Below are 22886 nucleotides of genomic sequence, written 5' to 3'. Positions count from 1 at the left end.
TGAATAGCGACAGCAAGCTAGTGTCGTTATTTTTACGTTTTTAAGGGGTGTTACTTTTCTAAGTCAACAGAATGGCGTATATTAAAAAGGACAGAGAGTGAAGGAGAAACAAGATGTCAAAGAAAGCACGTATTAAGAAAATTCTTGTTGAGCAAATTTTAGATAAAGCAAATATTCCTTATGAAACGATTGTTTTTTCAGGAGGTATGAATCGTGATCAAGCAGAGTTAGATGCCTATGGGTTAACAGATCATGACATTTATAAAACATTGGCATTAGAGGGTAACGTCACCGGACCAGTGATTGGCATTGTACCGGTTGATAATCATTTAAATGAAAAAAAGCTGGCAATGGTATCGGGTAATAAAAAAGTGACCATGATTCCAACCAAAAATTTACAAAAAACAACTGGTTATATTCATGGTGCAAATAACCCAGTCGGTATTTGGCAAACGAAGAAATTTCCAATTTATTTTGATAATAGTGCCAAAGAAGCTGGGACGATTACGGTTTCAGCCGGTGAAGTTGGTCGCTCGATTCGTCTTGATGCCGTTGCACTGGCTGAATTTGTGCATGGCCAATTTGCTGATATTCGCTCAGTTGATGAATGAGACTAGTGACGACGTTGGTTACAGTGACACGTTATAACGATTGGAGATCGGGTTATGAATCAGCAGGAAGTAGAACAATTAGCGGCTATTAGAACGTTTACTGAACGGACCTTGTCTAAAGACAAAACGGGACATGATATGACACACATTGATCGAGTGTTCAACATGACGCGACACATTTTAACAACGGAACCAACGGCCGATACATTTATTGCTCAAGCAGCTGCACTTTTACATGATACGTACGATGATAAGTTGTTTGCAGATGTGGCTGGGGCGAAAGCAGCCGTTGTAGACATGTTAACAACTAATCAAGTCACCAAGAGTCGTCAAATGGAAATCTTTACAATTATTGACAATATGTCATGGAGTAAACAACGATTTGGTCAGCCAGTATCGTTGTCGTTAGCGGGTCAAATCGTGCAAGATGCAGATCGATTAGATGCGATAGGGGCAATTGCCATTGCACGGGTGATTCAATATGGTGTTGCTCATGGACATGAACTATATCATCCTGATATTAAACCACGTCAGGTAAAGACAAAGGCAGAGTACCGTCAAGCAGATGGTGAGACCATTATGAATCATTTTTATGAAAAACTTTTTTTGCTCAAAGGTTATTTGAATACGAAAGAAGGACAACGAATTGGTGCCAAAAGAGACCGAATAATGCACGATTTTGTCACACAATTTGAACTTGAATGGCAACAAAAAGATTACTAATTTTTTAAAAAAGGGGTGGATATGTGAATTCAATATCAAAAAAGGAACGTGGTGTCCTATTAATATTGATGGTCGGTGTTTTTCTAGGATTTTTAAATCAGACGTTAATGAATACAGCATTGCCACAAGTCATGGCAGATTTTAAAATTTCAACAGCACTGGGTCAATGGATGACAAATGGGTATATGTTGGTTAACGGTATTATGGTCCCACTAACAGCTTTTCTGATTCAACGTTTGAAAACAAGGACGTTATACCTTAGTGCGCTATTGATTTTTGCTATTGGAACCTTAATTGCAGGTTTTGCACCAACTTATTTTATCTTAATTTTAGGTCGAATGGTCCAAGCTGCTGGTGCAGGTATTTTCGGACCATTGATGAACGTGGTGGTGATGAATATTTTTGCGGCTAATCGTCGCGGTGAGGCAATGGGAATCATTGGCTTAGCCTTAAATTTTGCACCAACCATTGGACCAACATTATCTGGATTTATTGTTTCTAGTCATTCATGGCGTTGGCTATTTTGGGGCATTGCGCCATTTATCTTTTTAGATTTAATTTTGGCTTTCTTCCTATTAAACAATTTAGGCACACAAAAGTTTTTGAAGTTTAATTTCTTAGGTGTGTTATTGTCAAGTATTGGATTAGGTAGTTTACTGTATGGTTTCTCAAACGCAGGGGATGGTCAATGGACAAGTCCAAATGTATGGGGATTTTTACTTGTTGGTATTTTGGTCACGACGCTCTTTGTTTACCAACAAACGCATGCGAAAAATCCATTGCTGAACTTTGATGTATTTCATTATCATAATTTTACAGTTGCAACCATTATTAATGTTGTCTTGATGTGTGCCTTATATGGTGGGGCATTAATGTTACCATTGTACATGCAAACGGTACGTGGTGAATCAGCATTGATTTCTGGACTGATCCTATTACCTGGTGCGTTGATTACGGCTATTTTATCGCCAACTTCAGGTAAATGGTATGATCAATTTGGGGCACGTCGTTTAGCACCAATTGGACTAGGGATTGTTGTCTTAGGGACAATTATTTTAGCTAACCTGCAATTGGATTCACCATTATGGTTGCCAGCAGTTGGTCAATTGATTCGCCAGTTAGGGTTGGTTATGGTGACGATGCCAATTCAAACGGAAGCATTTAATTCATTACCGATAGCCATGGTACCAGATGGTTCAGCTGTTTATACGACGATTCGTCAAGTTGCTGCATCATTTGGAACAGCCGCGTTGATTACAGCATACGGCTTAACCTCAGCGAGTGTTAAAGCAGGGCAAACGCAGTCTTCAGCTGATTTAGCGGGAATTCATGTTGCTTTTTGGATAGCCACAGTGCTAGTTGTTATTGCGTTGACTTTAACAAGATTGTTACGGCAGCGACAAGATGCTGATGCGTGATAAACCAATTATAAAATAAAATCATTTCATAAAAGTGGTCTGACCTTGTTTTGGTTGGACCACTTTTATGTTATGATTGTAACTTGTAGTGAACAGGAGGTTCAACATGGCTAAAGAAGTACTGTATATGAAAGTGCTCAACGATTTAAATAGGCGGATCAATAATCAGGAATTTCCTGATTTAAAATTACCAGATGAGCGGTCTTTGGCTAGCTCGTACGCTGTTTCACGAAGTTCGATCAAACGAGCCCTCAATGTATTGGTGCAACAAGGCATTATTTTTAAAAAGCGTGGTTCGGGGACATTTGTTAATCCATTATATTTAAAAAATCAGGGGATGTTTCATGCCGTTGGTCAAAACTTAGGGGTATCAGATTCATTTCGCTTTAAAGGTGAGACACCAGCAATTAAATTACTTGTGTTTGAAAAAGAAATTGCCAATGAGGAAGACCGTGAAGCCTTGTTTTTAGAATCAGACGAAGAAGTTTATCGTATTAAGCGTCTTCGTACCTTGCAAGACAAGGTATTTATGATTGAAAACGCAGTGATTCCAGTGAAATTATTGCCAATGTTAACAGCAGAAGATATGACGCATTCCATGTTTCAATATGCAGAGCAGACAACGAACAAAGCGGTGACTAAGTCATTCATGACCGTTACAGCGGAACCATCAAGTGAAGAGGATCAGGCATATTTGCATTTGAAACCAACTGAACCAGTTGGGGTGATGGCAGGTGTGTACTTTTTAGACGATGGGACTCCTTTTGAAGTTGGTCAAATGCGCGTACATTATGAATACATGCGTTACAACAGTTTCGTGAGTTTAGACGGTGAATAACATATAAAAAATTGTTACAAAATTGGGACGGTCCAATTAGGAGTTTTTTATTGTACCTGATTTGGAAATCTGTTATTATAATAATGTAATCCAGAAGATGACTTCTGCGATTGAACCTTTCTCAAAAGTAAAAGGAGATTTCATCAAAATGGCAGTAGATTTTGATTCAAAGGAATATCTAGCAAAGGTTGATGCTTGGTGGCGTGCCAGCAACTACCTTTCAGCAGGTATGATCTTTTTGAAGAGCAACCCATTGTTTTCAGTAACTAACACACCAATCCAAGCGGACGATGTTAAAGTTAAGCCAATTGGTCACTGGGGAACGATCTCAGGACAAACATTCTTGTATGCACATGCAAACCGTTTGATCAACAAGTATGACTTGAACATGTTCTACATTGGTGGACCTGGTCACGGTGGCCAAGTAATGGTTACGAATTCATACTTGGACGGTACTTATACTGAAAACTATCCTGAAATTACACAAGATGTTGATGGTATGGCACGTTTGTTCAAGCGATTCTCATTCCCTGGTGGAATTGGATCACACATGACTGCACAAACACCAGGTTCATTGCATGAAGGTGGTGAATTAGGTTACTCACTATCTCACGCAACTGGTGCTGTTTTGGATAACCCAGACCAAATTGCTTTTGCAGTTGTTGGTGATGGGGAAGCTGAAACTGGTCCTTCAATGACATCATGGCATTCAATCAAGTTCTTAAACCCTAAGAACGATGGTGCTGTTTTGCCAATCTTGGACTTGAACGGATTTAAGATTTCAAACCCAACAATCTTCTCACGTATGAGTGATGAAGAAATCACAAAGTTCTTTGAAGGTTTGGGATACTCACCACGTTTCATTGAAAACGATGATATCCACGACTACATGGCATACCACGAGTTGGCTGCTAAGGTATTCGACCAAGCTATCGAAGACATCCAAGCAATTCAAAAAGCTGCCCGTGAAGAAGGCCGCTATATTGATGGTGAAGTTGCTGCATGGCCAGTCATCATTGCTCGCTTGCCAAAGGGTTGGGGTGGTCCAACTCATAACGCAGCCGGTGAGCCAATTGAAAACTCATTCCGTGCTCACCAAGTACCACTTCCTTTGGCACAAAATAAGTTGGATACTTTGCCTGAATTTGAAGAATGGTTGAATTCATACAAGCCAGCTGAATTGTTTAATGTTGATGGCTCATTGAAGGCAGAAATTGCTGCAATGGCACCAAAGGGTGATAAGCGTATGGCTGCTAACCCTGTTACTAATGGTGGTCGTCGTCGCGGTGAAGCTGCTACTAATTTGGCTTTGCCAAATTGGAAGGACTTTGCCAACGAGATTACTGCTGATAACCGTGGAACGGAATTGCCAGATGGTAACCGCAACATGGATATGAACGTTTTGTCAAACTACTTTGCTGCAGTATCAAAGTTGAACCCAACATCATTCCGTATCTTCGGACCTGATGAGACGATGTCAAATCGTTTGTGGGGTATGTTCGACATTACCAACCGTCAATGGATGGAAGAAGTGAAAGAACCTAACGATCAACATGAGGCTCATGAAGGTCGTATCTTGGATGCTCAATTATCAGAGCACCAAGCTGAAGGTTGGTTGGAAGCATATACGTTGACTGGTCGTGTTGGTGTATTCGCATCATACGAGTCATTCTTGCGTGTTGTTGATTCAATGATCACACAACACTTCAAGTGGCTACGTCACGCCTCAGAACAATCATGGCGTAATGATTACCCATCATTGAACTTGATTTCAACATCAACAGCCTTCCAACAAGATCACAACGGTTACACTCACCAAGATCCAGGTCTATTGGCACACTTGGCTGAGAAGAAGGTTGATTTTGTTCGTCAATACTTGCCAGCTGATGGTAACACTTTGTTAGCTGTCTTTGGTCGTGCATTTACTGAACGTCACAAGGTTAACCATATTGTTGCTTCAAAGCAACCTCGTCAACAATGGTTCTCAGTTGAAGAAGCTGAAGAATTGGCTAACGAAGGTGTTAAGGTAATCGATTGGGCTTCAACTGTTGCTGAAGGTGAAGATGCTGATATCGTCTTTGCATCTGCTGGTGTTGAACCAACAATCGAAGTTCTTGCTGCATTGCACTTGATCAACGAAGCCTTCCCAGCTGTTAAGATGCGTTACGTAAACGTTGTTGAATTGCACCGTTTGCTAAACAAGAATGGTAAGATGAACCACGAACGTGCCTTGTCAGACGAAAAGTTTACAGCATTGTTCGGTGAGTCAGGAACACCAGTTATGTTTGGCTTCCACGGTTTCGAAGACTTGATCGAATCAATCTTCTATGAGCGTCAACACTTAGGTGCTCACGTTCACGGTTACCGTGAAGATGGTGACATCACAACAACTTATGACATGCGTGTATACTCAGAGTTGGATCGTTTCCACCAAGCTAAGGAAGCTGCAAATATCTTGGCTGACAAGGGTGTTATTAATGTTGATGAAGCAAAGGCCTTTGACGAAAAGATGGATGCTATCTTGGCAAAGCACTTCGATGTTACTCGTAATGAGGGACGCGATATCGAAGAGTTTACTGACTGGAAGTGGACTGCTTTAAAGAAGTAATCAACATCACAGGTTAGTTGAAATATGATAAAATAAAAGCTTGCAATCGCTATTTCTTGGCGATTGTAAGCTTTTTTTGTTATAATTTGTAATGGTTGAATATGTTTTTAAGGAGAAAGTTAATGATTGTCTTATTTGTGTTGGGAATTGTGCTGCTAGCGTACGCAGCAATTCAAGGTGTTGTACATCATGAAATACGATGGGTACCGATTGTTATCGGTCTTTTGTTGACTGTTTTCATGGGGTTAGGTTTGCAGCGTGCACAACAACGCCACTTTTTAATGGCTGAGGTCCCATTCACTAAAACACAAAAAATTCAGCCTGCTGTTACTGTAGATGGATTTAATTTAATAACGACGGAAAAAGGGAGCAATGGTCATTTACGTTATACTTATAAGACGAATGACAAAACATATCAGACATTAACGCAACAAGCACAGACAAAAATTGTTGCTGGTAAGCAAGCTACTTTAAAAACAACAGTGATGACTTATCAAGCAAATTCAACTTGGCGTCGTTTCTTACTGTTAGGGCAAAAGACGTTAGAAAAGGGTGATACGACATATCAATTAACGCTTCCTGAGGGTTGGTATGTTGTTCCAGCTGATAAAGTTGATGATCTACAAAAATTAATTGAAACCAATGAGTCAAAAATTTCTGATAAAGTACGTGATGAAATTAATAAACGAGTTGCTGAAAAAGTGAAAACGGATAAAGATTTTGTTAATGATACAGATAGTCAGAATAAGTTAAAGAATGATGTTGTGAAACAAGTGACAAGTGATGCGAACAAGCAGTTAAAGGTTGATATTGTCAACCAAATTCGCAAATGGCAACAAGCGGAATAATTTAAACAAGGTCGGATACATGTGATGTTTGTATATATCTTTGTGTGCGGCTTTTTTAATGCGGTCTTATTGAAAATAGATATGGAAACATGTTCGAACTTCACGAATTGTGTTATCTTAGTCTATAAGAAAAATTAAAATTTGAGGTGAAACAATGGGGACACGTCGACAAGATGATTTTTATGAAGCAATCAATGAAGATTGGCTAGCTCAGGCAGTTATTCCAAATGATAAGTCACGTACAGGTGGCTTTATTGATTTAGCTGATGAAATTGAAAATTTAATGCTAACAACAACAGACAAATGGCTAGCTGGTAAGGATATACCGGATGATGATGTGTTACGTAATTTTATTAAGTATCATCGTTTAGCAGCAGATTGGCAAACGCGTAATGAATTAGGAACAACGCCAGTTTTGCCAATTATTCGGCGCTACCAAAATTTTCAGTCGTTTGCTGATTTTGCACAACATATCGTTGCATTAGAAAAAGAAGGCTTACCAAATGCTTTGCCACTAGGTATTGCACCAGATTTTAAGGATGCACAAACTTATGTATTATGGGCAGATGCTTTAGGAACGATTTTACCGGATACAACTTATTATGCGCCTGATCACCCACAAGGGGCAGCATTATTAAAGCAATGGCGTGAATCCCAAGAAAAATTGTTGCCTAAATTTGGATTTCATGCAAATGAAATTAAGGACTTGCTAGATAAAGCAATCGCATTTGATGCGCGCGTTGCGCAAGTTGTTTTGAGTCAAGAAGAATCCGCTGAATATGTGAAATTGTACAAACCATACAAGTGGGCTGATTTTACAGCATTAACACCAGCATTACCATTAAATGAAATTGTCACCAGCATGATTGGTGAAGAACCGGATATGGTCGTTGTGCCAGAAGAACGTTTTTGGCACGCGTCTGACCAGTTTTTCTCTGAAGAAGCCTGGCCATTATTACAAGCAACATTGATTGTTGACATTGCGAATGGTTATACAGGTTACCTATCTGATGAAGTTCGGATACTAGGTGGTGCTTTTAGTCGGGCATTGTCTGGTACACCCGAAGCAAAAAGTCGTCAAAAATCTGCTTATTATTTAGCAGAAGGACCGTTTAATCAAGCATTAGGTCTATGGTATGCACATCATCAGTTTTCTGCAGCAGCAAAGGCTGATGTGGAAGATAAAGTTGCAACAATGATTGATGTTTATAAAGAACGTTTACAAAATACGACTTGGTTACAACAAGCAACGCGTGACCAAGCGGTGGTCAAGTTGAATGCAATCAAACCACATATTGGTTATCCTGAAAAATTGCCAGACTATTATCAAGATAAGATTGTTGACGACAACGCGACGTTATTCGAAGCCATGCAAAAATTTACCCAGCAAAATGTGGCACGTGCATGGGCAAAATGGCATCAACCAGTAGATCGTGAGGAATGGCATATGCCAGCACACATGGTGAATGCTTATTATGATCCACAACAAAACCAAATTGTTTTTCCTGCAGCGATTTTGCAGGCACCATTTTACAGTTTAGAGCAATCGGATTCAGCTAATTATGGTGGTATTGGTGCAGTCATTGCACATGAAATTTCACATGCCTTTGATACCAATGGTGCCTCATTTGACGAACATGGTAGCCTGAATAATTGGTGGACAGATGAAGATTATGCGGCCTTTAAAGAACGCACACAAAAAATCATTACCCAATTTGATGGATTAGATTCGTATGGTGCGAAAGTTAATGGTAAGTTGACTGTTTCTGAAAATGTTGCTGATTTAGGAGGCTTTGCAGCAGCATTAGCGGCTGCAAAGCGTCAACAAACATTCTCGGCAAAAGAATTTTTTGAAAGCTGGGCAACTATTTGGCGAATGAAAGCTCGACCAGAACTAATGAAATACTTTGCAGCAGTTGATGTGCATGCACCAAATAAAGCAAGAACCAATGTCATTGTGTCAAACTTTGATGATTTCTATGAAACATTTGATGTTAAGCCAGGCGACGGTATGTACCGTGAACCAGCTGAACGTACGATGATCTGGTAAAAATTAATTATACTAACTATACAAAAACAGGTCGTTGGGACAAAAGAAGATGTCCCAACGACCTGTTTTTGTTAAAAACGTATTAATTATAAGACTACAAGTTTTGTAGTATAAACATTTGTCTGGCTCTACTTTTTTAATTACTGAAATAGATTGTACTCTTAATTCCTTGATCATGATTACCAAATTTATTACCGAAAATGGTGCAACCACCAATGTTAGTTGCAGAATCTTTGATTTCAAAACGTAAGGTCCAAGAATTCTTTTCAGTATCAATCATAGTTATATCTGTATCACTTGCAGCCAAGCCATCGATATATGAACCTTGTTTAGCAATTCTAAATGTTTTCAGTATACCGTATTGATTCATGTCATCTGCGACCCAATCAGGTGTGTAACGTCCACGAGTGTCTGAAAAATCACCAGGGCTTGTCCAAGTACCAATTTCATGGTTATCGATGCTGACAGTTATGTCAGAGAGCCATGTGTTGTTTGAGAATGGAAATTCTGAACTTAATTCTACTGTTAATTCAATCATTTCTAATTGTTGTGCATTTTGTAAATAATTTGGAATTTGATACTCAACGAAGCCTTGGCCGAACCAAAGAATATCTGCTTCATATCTTTTTGGATCCATAAAATAGCTGGGATGATCCACTTGACCAATAAACCCCTTTTGACCACCTAGACCGCAAGTAGGGGTGACATCAAAATTTGTGTATTGGCCAACAGGAATTTCAACCTGCCAATTTTCGAAAGGAATATAAAGTTGTTTTGGAAAAGAAATGTTAATTGTATCAATATTCAAGCTTGCAATTCGCTGATTACCTTTTTTTTCAGTACGAATGAGGTGGGCCTTTTCTAGTTTGTTTAAATGTGAAACTGTAATTGGACTACTCAAACCAATTGATTTGGAAATTTCAGAAACGTTCATTTTTTGTTGTGAAAGTAACCGAATAATTTTAATACGTACTGCGCTGTCTAAAGCAGCAAAAATAGGTAATGATTTGTCTGAGACGTCTATATCCATAAGAGAAACCAACCCGTTCATAGTATTTATATGATGAATATACCATAAAATCATAATAAATGGGTTGCCGATATCTTTAATTCCGTTGTTTTTTAAATGTGAATCTACCTAATATAAAGAATAATCTATGTATTATATTTATTAATTTCTTTGCCCTTACAAGTGTTCCGTTAGTAAATTAATTAATGTAAATGTTAATTAACATAAAATAAAGCGTGAAAATTAACATAAAAACTATTTACTTATTATTTTGTAAGCGTTATCATTTATTTTGTAAGTTGGTTAGAAAAATTAGTAGTTAACTAATTTGTGAATTACGAAAGGTAAAAAAGATGACGATTAAGGTAAATAATACGCAAGCCGGACCTAAGATTAGTAAATACATTTATGGTCAATTTTCTGAACATTTAGGACGTGGTATTTATGAAGGCCTATATGTAGGTGAAGATTCGAAAATTCCTAATGTAAATGGTATGCGTACAGATGTTGTTGAAGCTTTGAAGGAAATTCATGTACCAGTATTGCGTTGGCCTGGTGGATTATTTGCAGATACTTATCATTGGCAACAAGGAATTGGACCTAAAGCTAATCGTAAGCGAATCGTGAATACCAATTGGGGGGACGTTGTTGAAGATAATTCATTTGGAACGCATGAATACTTTGAATTATTGAATCAATTAGGTGCAGAAGCATATATCAATGCCAATATTGGTAGTGGTACTGTTCAAGAAATGGCTGAATGGGTTGAGTATATGACCATGCCAGGTGAGTCACCAATGTCTGAATTGCGCCAAGCAAATGGTCGCAAAGATCCATGGCACCTAAAGTTCTTTGGTATTGGTAATGAAAATTGGGGTGGCGGCGGTAATATGCGCCCTGAGTATTATTCAGATGTTTACCGTCAATATCAAACATTTTTGCCACAATATGATAAAGATCAGCCAATTTATCGTGTTGCTTGTGGTCCGAATGAAGATGATTATGATTGGACTGAAACTGTCATGAAGAATGCAGCTCAATACATTGACGGCTTTAGCTTGCATTACTACACGTTGCCAACTGGTGACTGGATTAATGATAAGGGTTCTGCAACTGGCTTTACTGAAAAAGTTTGGTATGACACAATGACACGTGCTGCTTTGATGGATCGCTTAATTACAAAGCATTCTGAAATCATGGATAAGTATGATCCTAACAAACGAGTAAATCTAATTGTTGACGAATGGGGAACTTGGTTTGATGTTGAAGAAGGTACTAACCCAGGATTTTTGTATCAACAAAATACAATTCGTGATGTACTAACTGGCGCAATTACGCTAAACATTTTCCATAAACATGCTGATCGTGTCAAAATGGCCAATATTGCACAAATGGTTAATGTGTTGCAAGCCATGATCTTAACAGATGGTGAAAAGATGCTTAAGACGCCAACTTATTATTTGTTTGACATGTACCAAAAGCATATGGATGCAGAACTTGTTAATTTAGTGGATGAAGATGAATTGCCAAACAATGTGACCTATACAGCATCAAGAAAGAATGATGAATTAACAATTTCACTAGCAAATTATGATGTTGCTAATGAAAAAGAATTAGATATCGCTTTTGACGAATTGCCAAGTGAAATTAAAGAAGCAACCATTATTACAGCTGACGTGATGGATGCACATAATACATTTGATCAGCCAGACAACGTTGTACTACAAAAATTCACAGGTGCTTCATTAGCATCAGGTAGATTGCATATGACATTGCCTACAATGAGTGTGGTCTCAGTTACTTTAAGTTAAAGTAGTTTTGGAGGGATTTATGAATTGGGTTAGTCGTATAAAAAGTCCGTATAATTCGTTTGGTAAGTTTTGGTCATTTGTCATTTCAGAAATGTCATTTAATTTTATTTGGCCAGTTATGTCAACGTATTCCGGCTTTTGGTTAGTAAAGTATGCTAATTTTACACACGCAAATGTTGGGTTGGCATTTTCAATGATGTCGTTGATGGGATTAATATCAGCGCCAATTATTGGCTTTATTGGGGATAAAGTCTTAGAGAAGAAGTATTTATTGTACTTTATCGCAATCCTGTCCGTCGCGATGGGACCGTTTATGGAATTGGTTATTATGCCAATGCAGGGTAATACCTATATAACGGCGATAATCATGGGACTATTTGTTGGTATTGTCATGAATAGTGGAACGAACATTAATGAAACTTATGAGCAACGTATGAGCTTTGTGAATAAATTTGAGTTTAGTTGGGTCCGTTCAGGTGTGACAATTATCGGTTTTATTGCACCGTTGATTTGTGGTTATTTGTTATCGTGGCAACCACGTAGCTTCTTTTGGAGTCTAAGCGTTACTGGGTTGATTTACTTAATCATGGTTGTGTTCTTCGTAAAGCATGATGATAGTAATTTAGATGTTTTGGTTGATAAGAAATCTGATAAAGTGACGCTTAAGGGTGTTTTGAAAAGCATTCGCTCTAAGCCATTTATATTCTTTGTTATTTTCTTGCTTGGAACAGTACCACTTTCACAAATTGTTGATCAACAAGCAATTAATTACTTTACAACGTTCTTTAAGAGTAATCAGGGAACAACCTTATTCTCATATGCAACAACAGCGCAACAACTATTAGCCTTTGTCGGAATGCTATTGATTCCATGGGTTAACAAACGCATTGGTTATCGTAATGGATTAGTAATTATGTCATTGTTGATGGCAGCGCGTATTTTAGTATTTGCGGTAGCGCCAAATTGGGTATTTGTCGGAGCAGCATATGTACTTGGTGGTTTATTTATACCATTCTGGTTTATTTGCCCAATGGGATATATTTTCTCAGTATTTAGTAAGAATGAATTTGCAACGATTCAGTCATTAAGTACAACGGCGGCTGTACAGATTTCGCAGATGTTATTCTCAACCGTAATCGGTTCAGGATATGATGTACTTGGCTTTAAGTCGACGTATACAATCGTTGGTATCATTGTATTAGTATTTGCATTATTCGGAATGTTCTTCTTGGTAAGGGGAAAGAACGACGGATCAATGAACACAGCAGAATAAGTCCTTTTTAAGGAAAAGAATGTTACAAAAGAAGTATTTAGTCTTTTGATGCATATTTGAAGAACCTTAATTCATTATATGGTGAATTAAGGTTCTTTTTGTTGACGTTTGTAAACGATAAAAGGTATACTAATAACAGTTACAAATGTAAACAATAAAAGGGGATGATTTAATGGCGCAAGCAAGTGATATGTCGAATGCTGAATGGCAAATAATGCGTGTGGTTTGGACAGTTAAAGAAGCAACTAGTAGTGAAATTATAACTGCGATGAAACAAAAGAAAGACTGGTCTGAATCAACAATTAAAACGTTATTGCGTCGTTTAGTGCAAAAAGAGATGTTAATAACGCAGAAAGTTGGTCGTCATTTTATTTATCGTCCTTTAATTGCTGAAGACGATGCGATGATCCAGATGACATCAGCAGTTTTTGAACGTTTATGTAGTATGAAAAAAGGTCACACTTTAGCTGAATTAATAACTGATATGCCTTTGAGCCAGTCAGATATTATGAATTTACAGGAAATATTAAAGCAAAAAATAACAACGGCGCCGGAGACAATTGCTTGTGATTGTTTGGAACCTGCGTCATGTACACATTGTGCTGAATAATTATGATGTAAGGAGTGATACTTATGACAAGAATTATAGTATTCATTGTTGGCATCGCGTTGATTGCCTTTATTAGTTGGTGGTTTTTTGGTAAACATGCTACAGAGACGCAGACGGCATCTGTCACCAGTGAGAAACAAGATGTTGATATTTTGGTTAAAGGTGGTTATTCACCAGAACAAGTTGTGTTAAAGCAGGGTGTTCCTGCACAATTGCATTTTACAAGGACGGATGCATCAAGTTGTCTTGATCATGTGGTTTTTGCAGATTTTGGGATCAATCAAGCGTTACCACAAAATCAAGTGGCGACGGTTACGATAGATACGAGTCAAACTGGTGAATACGAATGGGCGTGTGGGATGGATATGTTCCACGGCAAGGTTATTATTAAGTAAGGAGAAAATAACATGAATGATGTACAAAAGGTTAATATAACAGTTAATGGTGGCTATGAACCAAGTATTGTGAATTTAAAGCAAGGTATCCCTGCAGAATTAACGTTTACTAGAACTAATAACAAAGGGTGTTTAGACGTTGTGCATTCGGATGATTTCGCATTTCGTGAGTCATTACCGATTAATGAACCCAAGACAGTGACCATTGCGACAGATAAAGCTGGTGAATATAAATTTAGTTGTGGCATGGATATGTTTTCAGGTAAAGTCATCATAAAGTAGGTGAACCATATGAAAGTGACTACACGGTTTTGGATATCATTCGTATTGTCACTGCCGATGTTAATGGAGATGATACTTATGCCATTGACTGGTTGGATGTTGCCAGGTGGGCAGATGACGATGTTTGTTTTGACGACGATTGTGATGTTGATTTCGGCACGCCCTTTTTTAATGAGTGCTTGGGCATCATTCCAAAAACATCATTCAAATATGGATACGCTGATTGCTGTTGGCACAGGAACAGCTTATATTTATAGTATTTATGCGATGTTGACTGGTAAAGCTGTTTTTTTTGAAAGTGCGGCGTTTGTCATTACGTTTGTTTTATTAGGACAAGTGCTCGAAGAAAAAATGCGAGACAATACTTCTTCGGCAATTAGTAAATTGATGGATCTGCAGGCTAGAAATGCTGAAGTTAAACGAGATGGTCAATTTATTCAAGTGCCATTAGATGAAGTCGTCGTCGGTGATTTGATTCGTGTCAGACCAGGCCAAAAGATTCCAGTGGATGGTCAGATGATTACCGGTAGTTCAACTGTGGACGAATCGATGGTTACTGGTGAGAGTATGCCGGTTGCAAAAAAGACCGGCGATCAGGTGATTGGCTCTACCATCAATACAACAGGGACTTTCATTTTTAAGGCAAAAAAAGTTGGTAATCAAACGATGTTGGCACAAATTGTGACTTTGGTAAAAAAAGCCCAGTCGAGTCATGCACCAATTCAGCAATTAACTGACCGTGTTTCAGATATTTTTGTGCCAATTGTTTTGATTATTGCGATCGCAACATTTCTTGTTTGGTATGTCTTTATTGGGCATGATGTCGCTAATTCATTAATTTTTGCTGTATCAGTCGTTGTGATTGCGTGTCCATGTGCTCTTGGATTAGCAACACCGACAGCCTTGATGGTTGGGACCGGGCGTGGGGCTAAAATGGGCATTTTAATTAAAAATGGTGAAGTGCTCGAACGAGTTAATGATATTGATACGATTGTTTTTGATAAAACTGGCACGATAACAGTTGGTCAACCAAAAGTGACTGATATTATTGGTGATCAGCAGCAAGTATTAACATTAGCCGCACGACTTGAAGCAAATTCAGAGCATCCTTTAGCACTGGCAGTCATACAAGCAGCAAAAGAGCAGCACTTAACATTATCAGCCGTGACTGATTTTAAAGCTTTATCAGGAAAGGGCGTTGCGGCAACGGTCGATGGGCAACAAGCTTTTGTGGGTAATGAATATTTGTTGACAGATGTGACAATGACAGATGTGCTACGACAAAAGATGACGCAATTACAAAATGATGCCAAGACAGTTGTTCTCGTTGGTTTGCAGCAGCAGGTCATCGGATTGATTGCTATTCAAGATACGCCAAAAGAAACGTCGGCAGTAGCCATTGCGACGCTGAAAGCACGTGGCCTAAAAACAGTGATGTTAACCGGAGATAATGAACACGTTGCCAAAGCAATTGCCAATGAAGTTGGTATTGATGAAGTCATTGCAGGTGTTTTACCTGCTGAAAAAGCTGATAAAATTAAGGCATTGCAGCAATCGCAAACGGTCGCCTTTGTTGGTGATGGTATTAATGATGCACCAGCATTAACGACCGCTGATGTCGGTATTGCAATGGGTGCTGGGACAGATGTTGCCATTGATGCAGGAGGCATTGTTCTAGTTAAAAATGATTTGCGAGATGTTGCGATGGCCTTATCATTAAGCAAAAAAACGTTTAATCGTATTAAGTTGAACCTTTTTTGGGCGTTTGTGTACAATGTGTTAGGGATTCCACTAGCAGCTGGTCTGTTCTATGGCCTGGGGATTGTCTTGAGTCCAGAAATAGCTGGTTTTGCAATGGCATTGAGTTCGTTATCGGTTGTGACAAGCTCAGTCATGTTAGGTAAAACGAAGTTAGTTAGCGCTTATTAATAAAGTATCATATGATAAGAAATGGCTATTTATCAATTATAAAATTTATTAATCAAGCATAATAATATGAGCAGCAGAAACAGATATGATAGTATCTATTTCTGCTTTTTTAGTTTTGACCATTGACCTCCGGACATCATTTTCAAATTTGCTTTTTTGAAGTCTGAATATTGTGGTAGTCGATATCAAAAAAACATTAAAATACAATTTTTATAAAAAATAATTTATATTAAGCATTAAATAAAGTCATATTTCAAAAAATGCTTTTTAGGATATAATAGTTAATGTAAATGCTTTCATTACATTTAATTGAGCAGAGAAGGTATTTTTGGATGGTCATTGATATCGTCTCAAGTATTTTCTGTAGTAATTTTACTTATTAGATCAAAAAATAATTAATATATATGATGTAAAGGAGTTTACTCAATTGTGTTATATCTTTCAACAATTTATGGATTATAGCACTTTGGTATTTAGGGGAAAACTATGAGAAATATAATAACTTCTAAGAAATTTAAGTATGTCGGTTTATTGGTATTAATAATCATGATAATTTTTGCATTGAGTATTTATCACAATATCCATCAAAAAAAGAATGATATACCAGAATATAAAAGTACAAAGGTTATTCAATTAAAACCTTTAATTCTTACTGGTAAAATTAAGGCAGATCGAATGCAACATATTACTTTACCACAGGGAAAGGTGCAACAAATTTTAGTTGATAATGGCGCCCATGTTACTGAAGGGCAACCACTTGTGACAATGTACAGTCAAGTAAGTCAAAATAATGTCGATGATTTTAATCAAGAAATTTTGCAACAACAACGTAAAGTCTCTGATTTAAAACACCAACTAGATGTCGTAAAGGCTCAAGATGATCAAGAAGAACTTGCAACAGCACAAACGAGCTATAATGAGGCAAACGATGACTTAACAAGATTAAAAACGAAATTACAAAGAGAACAGACCAAGGTAAGCAGTTCAGCAATTGCACCTTTTACTGGAACGGTCATTATTAATGACACTGAAACTGATAAACCCAATATTATGGTATATAGCGACGATTTAGTTTTTAAAGCAAATGTATCTGAGTATGATTATGCTGACGTAAAAACAAATGCTAATTTAAAAGTTACAGCATTGGCTTCAAAAGAAAGTGTTGATACAAAAATTAAATTTATATCGAATGAGCCGACGACAACAAGTAAGGCTAATGACGCAAAATATGAAGTTACGGCACCTATTAATGGCCATTTTATGAATGGACAGACAGCGCGTGCATCAGTTAAGCAATTAGGTTTATCAATACCAATGTCAAGTGTTCAACATCATGGTGTTTATGTGGTAAATAAAAAGCATGTTGTTTCATTCAAAGTAGTTACAGGTAAAATGGAGAATGGGCACTACAAAGTTGAAAAAGGTCTTCATTTGGGACAAACGGTTATCGTTAATCCAGATAAAAATTTACATGATGGAAGTAAGGTTAGCTTAGATGATTAAGTTAAAAAATATCAATAAATTCTACAAACAAGGACAATCTTTGACTCATATTTTACATGACATTAATTTAGACATTGCTGAAGGTGAATTTGTTGCAATTATGGGGCAATCTGGCTCTGGAAAATCTACTTTGATTAATATCATTGGTTTTTTAGATGATCAGTTTGAAGGTAGTTATTTTTATAATGACTTACCAATCCACGATTATACGCGGGCACAATTTTCTAAATTAAGAAATAGTAATGTTGGATTTGTATTTCAAAATTTTAAATTAATTAGTAATTTAACCGTCCAAGAGAATATTGGGTTACCCCTTTTGTATGCTGGTGCTAAACGAGCTAATATTAAAAAAAGTGTTGCAGATGTTTTACAACAAGTTGGGTTGCCTGGTATAGAGAAAGAATTACCTAAAAATTTATCTGGTGGACAACAGCAGCGTGTTTCAATAGCACGAGCAATTATTACTAAACCCCAATTTTTAATTGCAGACGAACCGACTGGAGCATTGGATAGTCAAACTTCTGCTGAAATAATTTCACTTTTTAAACAGTTAAATCAGCAACAAAATACCACTATTATTATAGTTACACACGATGAAAAAATTGGTCATCAAGCAGAACGTTTGATTCAAATTTTAGACGGCCACATCATTTCGGATGAAAAGGCGGTATAATCATGATTTTTTTTGAATTATTTAAGACGGCATGGCAATCGTTAAAGACGAATCCTAAACGTAGTCTATTAACAATGGTAGGAATTGTAATTGGTGTGGGAGCAGTTATTACAATTATGTCCTTAGGTAATGGCATCAAAGATAAAATGCTGTCACAATTTAATTTCACAAGCGATGGTAAAGTGACTGCTGAAATTGATTTTTATCAAAATGATGGTGTTAGTATGGGAAAACAAGGCTTTAGTGATATTGATGTTAATTTGATTAAAAATAATTTTGCAAAAGATGTTCAAAAAGTTAAAATTGATCACTCTAGTATAGGTTCAGAAATCAATATGTATGGCAATTTGGGTAATCATAATAAACTTTTTAATATTGGTTTAGTTAAAGGGAATTCTAATCAGTATGATGTTGTGAACGGTCATAACATAACAAGGAGAGATAATATTGATGGCCGCTCGGTTGCGTTAATTAGTAAAAGCCTTGCAAAAAATGATTATGGTAACAGTCAAAACGCAATTGGTACTAGTATTGAGATTTCAAATCAAACATATGAGATAGTAGGTACTTTTAATCATCGGAAAGGTGATTTTTTGGATAGAGAAGTTAATGTCATTTTACCTAAAACGGTGTTTAATTCTTCGGATGGTGCACAAAAAGGTGATTCCTTACAAATAACTTTTAAGAAAGGTAGCGATGTTAAGTCAGCTGCTAAAAGTATTACATCATTTTTAAAAAAGAATGGTCAGAGTCGATATGATGGTAGTTATTCATATACCGATATTGGGAGTGAACTGCGTAAAATTAAAACGATGTTTAATGCGTTAACATATTTTATTAGTGCTATCGCAGCTATTTCTCTGTTTATTGCTGGTATTGGTGTTATGAATATGATGTATATTTCCGTTTCAGAACGTACACAAGAAATTGGGATTCGATTAGCAGTTGGAGCCAAGCCAAGTAATATTATGTTACAATTTTTACTCGAATCGGTTATGCTGACACTAAGTGGTGGTTTGATTGGGTTCTTATTTGGATGGGGATTAGTTAGTTTAATATCGTTAGTATTTCCATTTAAGGCAACTGTCACATTTGAATCATTTATCTTAGCGGTTGGTATTTCTTCAGCTGTCGGTATCATTTTTGGTATTTTACCTGCAAGACAAGCCTCACAAAAGAATCTAATTGATACCTTACGATAACTAATGATTATTTATAATAAAAAATAAATGCAATTAATTGCCAAATTATAGTAAAAAAATTTATGATATTTTTTTAAGCCACGAAATTCAGTGATAATTTCGTGGCTTTTTTACTGACAAAAAACATTTTTATAAAAGAGATAGTTCGCAAAAATGTAAGCGTTTTATTTGTTAAAAGATGAGCAATATAAGGGAATTTTTTAATTTTAATAATTACTGATTATAATAAAAAAAACAATGAAAGCTTGATTAATTGCGATTTAAAGTGTTGACACAGGCTGTGCATTTGCTATAATTAACATTGTTAAAAGATGAGCAAAGTTAATTTGTTTTAAACCATTTGAGAGGTAGATACAATGACTACTACGATGAAAAAGAAAAAAGTACTGACACCTGAAGAAAAAGCAGCACACTATGCAGCTGCAGAAGAAATGACTAATAAATTAGTTGATCAGGCAGCTGTTGCTTTACAAGAATTTGAAACTTACACGCAAGAGCAAGTTGATAAAATTGTCGCAGCCATGGCCTTGGCAGGTTCTGAAAATGCTTTACTTCTTGCTCATGAAGCATATGAGGAAACTGGACGCGGTGTTATCGAAGATAAAGATACGAAAAACCGATTTGCTTCTGAATCCGTTTATAACGCAATCAAGAATGATAAAACAGTGGGTGTGATTTCTGAAGATAAAATCAGGGGGAAGGTTGAATTAGCTGCACCACTTGGTATTCTAGCTGGAATCGTACCAACGACCAACCCAACATCAACAACGATTTTTAAATCAATGTTGACGGCTAAAACACGTAACGTGATTGTTTTCGCGTTCCATCCGCAAGCACAAAAATCTTCTGCTCATGCAGCTAAGATTGTCTACGAAGCAGCGTTAGCAGCAGGCGCACCAAAACATTTTGTGCAGTGGATAGAAACACCATCAATTGATGCGACGAATGCTTTAATTAAAAATCCAAATATTGCTTCGATTTTAGCAACAGGTGGTCCATCAATGGTCAATGCAGCATTGCATTCTGGTAATCCATCAATGGGAGTTGGTGCTGGAAATGGTGCTGTATATGTTGACAAAACAGCCAATGTTGATCGAGCTGTTTCTGATTTGTTACTATCAAAGCGTTTTGATAATGGGATGATTTGTGCATCAGAAAATTCAGTTGTTATCGATGCTAGCATCTATGATGAGATGTTACGCAAGCTTCAAGAGCAGGGCGCTTATTTAACACCTAAGAAAGACTATCAAAAAATTTCTGATTTTGTTTTTAAACCAACGGCAGATGGTTATGGTGTGACGGGTCCAGTTGCTGGACGTTCTGGTCGTTGGATTGCTGAACAAGCTGGATTAAAGTTACCAGTCGATAAGGATGTTTTGTTATTTGAGCTTGACAAGCGGCATATCGGGGAACCGTTGTCATCAGAAAAATTAAGTCCATTATTATCGATTTATAAAGCACAAGATCGTAATGAAGCTGTTGAAATTGTACGCGCATTGTTGAACTATCAGGGGGCTGGTCACAATGCTGCCATTCAAATTGGGGCACAAGACGATCCTTTTGTTAAAGAATATGCAGACAGAGTCGAAGCATCTCGTATTTTGGTTAACCAACCTGATTCAATTGGTGGTGTTGGGGATATTTATACAGACGCTTTGCGACCATCACTAACGCTTGGAACTGGTACTTGGGGGAAGAATTCATTGTCGCATAATTTATCAACTTATGATTTGTTAAATATTAAGACCGTTGCTCGTCGTCGTAATCGCCCACAGTGGGTTCGTCTACCAAAAGATATTTATTACGAAGCAAATGCAGTGACTTATTTACAAGAATTACCAGATGTTGACCGTGCCTTTATTGTTGCCGATCCCGGTATGGTGAAATTTGGTTTTGTTGACCGAATTTTGGATCAATTTGCTTTACGTGAAGATCAAGTCAAAACATCATTCTATGGATCAGTTAGTCCGGATCCAACGATTTCACAAGCCATTGATATTGCTCGCCAAATGGCGGATTTCAAGCCTGATACAGTTGTATTGCTTGGTGGTGGTTCAGCACTAGATGCTGGTAAAATTGCCCGTTTCTTATATGAATACTCAGCAACAAAGCCGGGTATTTTGTATGATGATGAAGGTCTAAAAGAGTTATTCCAAGAATTAGCACAAAAGTTTATGGACATTCGTAAGCGTATCGTGAAGTTTGAGCACCAACGCTTGACACAAATGGTCGCTATTCCAACGACATCTGGTACAGGTTCTGAAGTGACACCATTTGCCGTCATTACTGATGATGAGACACATGTGAAGTATCCACTAGCTGACTATGAGTTAACACCACAAGTTGCGATTGTTGATCCAGAATTTGTCATGACAGTCCCAAGTCGTACTGTTGCTTATTCAGGAATGGATGCATTATCACATGCGTTAGAATCATATGTTTCAGTCATGTCATCAGAGTTTACACGACCATGGGCATTGCAAGCTATCAAGCTGATTTTTGATTATTTGGAGTCTTCATACCACTATGATGCAAAGCATCCAACTAAGGAAGGTGAATTAGCACGTTCAAAGATGCACTATGCTTCAACCTTAGCTGGTATGTCATTTGGAAATGCCTTCCTGGGATTGAATCATGCGATTGCCCACAAGACAGGTGGTGCGTTTGGTTTGCCACACGGCTTGGCAATTTCAATTGCAATGACACATGTGATTAAATTTAATGGTGTGACTGGTAACGTTAAGCGGACACCATTCCCACGTTATGAAACATACACGGCACAAAAAGATTACGCCGATATTGCCCGTCATATTGGGTTGACAGGAAAGAATGATGCCGAATTAGTGTCTGCCTTAATTCGTAAGATTAAGGACTTGGCTGCAAAGTTAGACATGAATTTGACATTGTCTGGTAATGGCGTTAAGCGTGAAGATTTTGATCGTGAGCTGTCAGGATTAATGGATCTGGTTTACAATGATCAAACAACACCAGGTAATCCTCGTCAACCACGACTAAGTGAAATTGAACAACTGTTGAAAGATCAATTTTAATCATTCGTGATAATTAATCCCCGGCTGATCGACGTAGTAGTCAGCCAGGGATT

The 22886-nt window shown here is 37.5% G+C and carries 18 protein-coding genes; 17 read left to right on the top strand and 1 reads right to left on the bottom strand.

The window, feature by feature from the left end:
* Positions 1–113 precede the first annotated feature (113 nt).
* The 7 genes from AC3B5D_RS07740 (at position 114) to AC3B5D_RS07710 (ending at position 9096) form a co-directional block, all read left to right on the top strand.
* Positions 114–611: an aminoacyl-tRNA deacylase gene (locus AC3B5D_RS07740; protein ID WP_489840619.1), complete on the top strand. Its 498-nt coding sequence runs from the start codon at positions 114–116 to the stop codon at positions 609–611.
* 54 nt (positions 612–665) lie between these two features.
* A complete protein-coding gene (locus AC3B5D_RS07735) occupies positions 666–1334 on the top strand; it encodes an HD domain-containing protein (RefSeq protein WP_489840620.1) in 669 nt (222 codons plus the stop codon).
* Positions 1335–1357: 23 nt separating this feature from the next.
* On the top strand, positions 1358–2752 hold the full coding sequence (locus AC3B5D_RS07730) for an MDR family MFS transporter (protein WP_489840621.1): 1395 nt from the start codon (positions 1358–1360) through the stop codon (positions 2750–2752).
* Positions 2753–2858: 106 nt separating this feature from the next.
* A complete protein-coding gene (locus AC3B5D_RS07725; protein WP_489840622.1) occupies positions 2859–3590 on the top strand; it encodes a GntR family transcriptional regulator in 732 nt (243 codons plus the stop codon).
* A gap of 148 nt (positions 3591–3738) precedes the next feature.
* On the top strand, positions 3739–6198 hold the full coding sequence (locus AC3B5D_RS07720; protein ID WP_489840623.1) for a phosphoketolase family protein: 2460 nt from the start codon (positions 3739–3741) through the stop codon (positions 6196–6198).
* 122 nt (positions 6199–6320) lie between these two features.
* On the top strand, positions 6321–7046 hold the full coding sequence (locus tag AC3B5D_RS07715; RefSeq protein WP_489840624.1) for a DUF4811 domain-containing protein: 726 nt from the start codon (positions 6321–6323) through the stop codon (positions 7044–7046).
* A 154-nt stretch (positions 7047–7200) separates the two neighbouring features.
* Complete coding sequence (locus AC3B5D_RS07710) at positions 7201–9096, top strand: M13 family metallopeptidase (protein WP_489840625.1); 1896 nt, start codon at positions 7201–7203, stop codon at positions 9094–9096.
* Positions 9097–9232: 136 nt separating this feature from the next.
* Here the strand turns inward: AC3B5D_RS07710 and AC3B5D_RS07705 are convergent, their stop codons facing one another.
* Positions 9233–10126: an ArsR/SmtB family transcription factor gene (locus AC3B5D_RS07705; RefSeq protein ID WP_489840626.1), complete on the bottom strand. Its 894-nt coding sequence runs from the start codon at positions 10124–10126 to the stop codon at positions 9233–9235.
* Between the two features lie 332 nt (positions 10127–10458).
* Between AC3B5D_RS07705 and AC3B5D_RS07700 the strand changes: the two genes are divergently transcribed.
* The 10 genes from AC3B5D_RS07700 (at position 10459) to adhE (ending at position 22833) form a co-directional block, all read left to right on the top strand.
* A complete protein-coding gene (locus AC3B5D_RS07700; protein WP_489840627.1) occupies positions 10459–11916 on the top strand; it encodes an alpha-N-arabinofuranosidase in 1458 nt (485 codons plus the stop codon).
* Positions 11917–11935: 19 nt separating this feature from the next.
* Positions 11936–13189, top strand: a complete 1254-nt coding sequence (locus AC3B5D_RS07695; protein ID WP_092463370.1) for an MFS transporter — start codon at positions 11936–11938, stop codon at positions 13187–13189.
* A 172-nt stretch (positions 13190–13361) separates the two neighbouring features.
* On the top strand, positions 13362–13799 hold the full coding sequence (locus AC3B5D_RS07690) for a CopY/TcrY family copper transport repressor (RefSeq protein ID WP_489840628.1): 438 nt from the start codon (positions 13362–13364) through the stop codon (positions 13797–13799).
* Between the two features lie 23 nt (positions 13800–13822).
* Positions 13823–14194, top strand: a complete 372-nt coding sequence (locus AC3B5D_RS07685; RefSeq protein ID WP_489840629.1) for a cupredoxin domain-containing protein — start codon at positions 13823–13825, stop codon at positions 14192–14194.
* A gap of 12 nt (positions 14195–14206) precedes the next feature.
* On the top strand, positions 14207–14476 hold the full coding sequence (locus AC3B5D_RS07680; protein WP_489840630.1) for a cupredoxin domain-containing protein: 270 nt from the start codon (positions 14207–14209) through the stop codon (positions 14474–14476).
* 9 nt (positions 14477–14485) lie between these two features.
* Positions 14486–16405, top strand: a complete 1920-nt coding sequence (locus tag AC3B5D_RS07675; RefSeq protein WP_489840631.1) for a copper-translocating P-type ATPase — start codon at positions 14486–14488, stop codon at positions 16403–16405.
* 486 nt (positions 16406–16891) lie between these two features.
* Complete coding sequence (locus tag AC3B5D_RS07670; protein WP_489840632.1) at positions 16892–17908, top strand: efflux RND transporter periplasmic adaptor subunit; 1017 nt, start codon at positions 16892–16894, stop codon at positions 17906–17908.
* On the top strand, positions 17901–18581 hold the full coding sequence (locus AC3B5D_RS07665) for an ABC transporter ATP-binding protein (RefSeq protein WP_489840633.1): 681 nt from the start codon (positions 17901–17903) through the stop codon (positions 18579–18581). The genes AC3B5D_RS07670 and AC3B5D_RS07665 overlap by 8 nt, the downstream gene beginning before the upstream one ends.
* A 2-nt stretch (positions 18582–18583) precedes the next feature.
* The gene (locus AC3B5D_RS07660) at positions 18584–19783 is read left to right on the top strand and encodes an ABC transporter permease (RefSeq protein ID WP_489840634.1); all 1200 of its coding nucleotides are present in this window, start codon (positions 18584–18586) and stop codon (positions 19781–19783) included.
* A 356-nt stretch (positions 19784–20139) separates the two neighbouring features.
* Positions 20140–22833 (top strand): bifunctional acetaldehyde-CoA/alcohol dehydrogenase, encoded by a 2694-nt coding sequence (adhE, locus tag AC3B5D_RS07655; protein ID WP_489840635.1) that lies wholly within the window; start codon positions 20140–20142, stop codon positions 22831–22833.
* The last annotated feature ends 53 nt before the right edge of the window (positions 22834–22886 follow it).

The organism is Weissella sp. ESL1177, from assembly GCF_058107185.1.
This window is presented reverse-complemented; position numbering and strand designations above follow the sequence as displayed.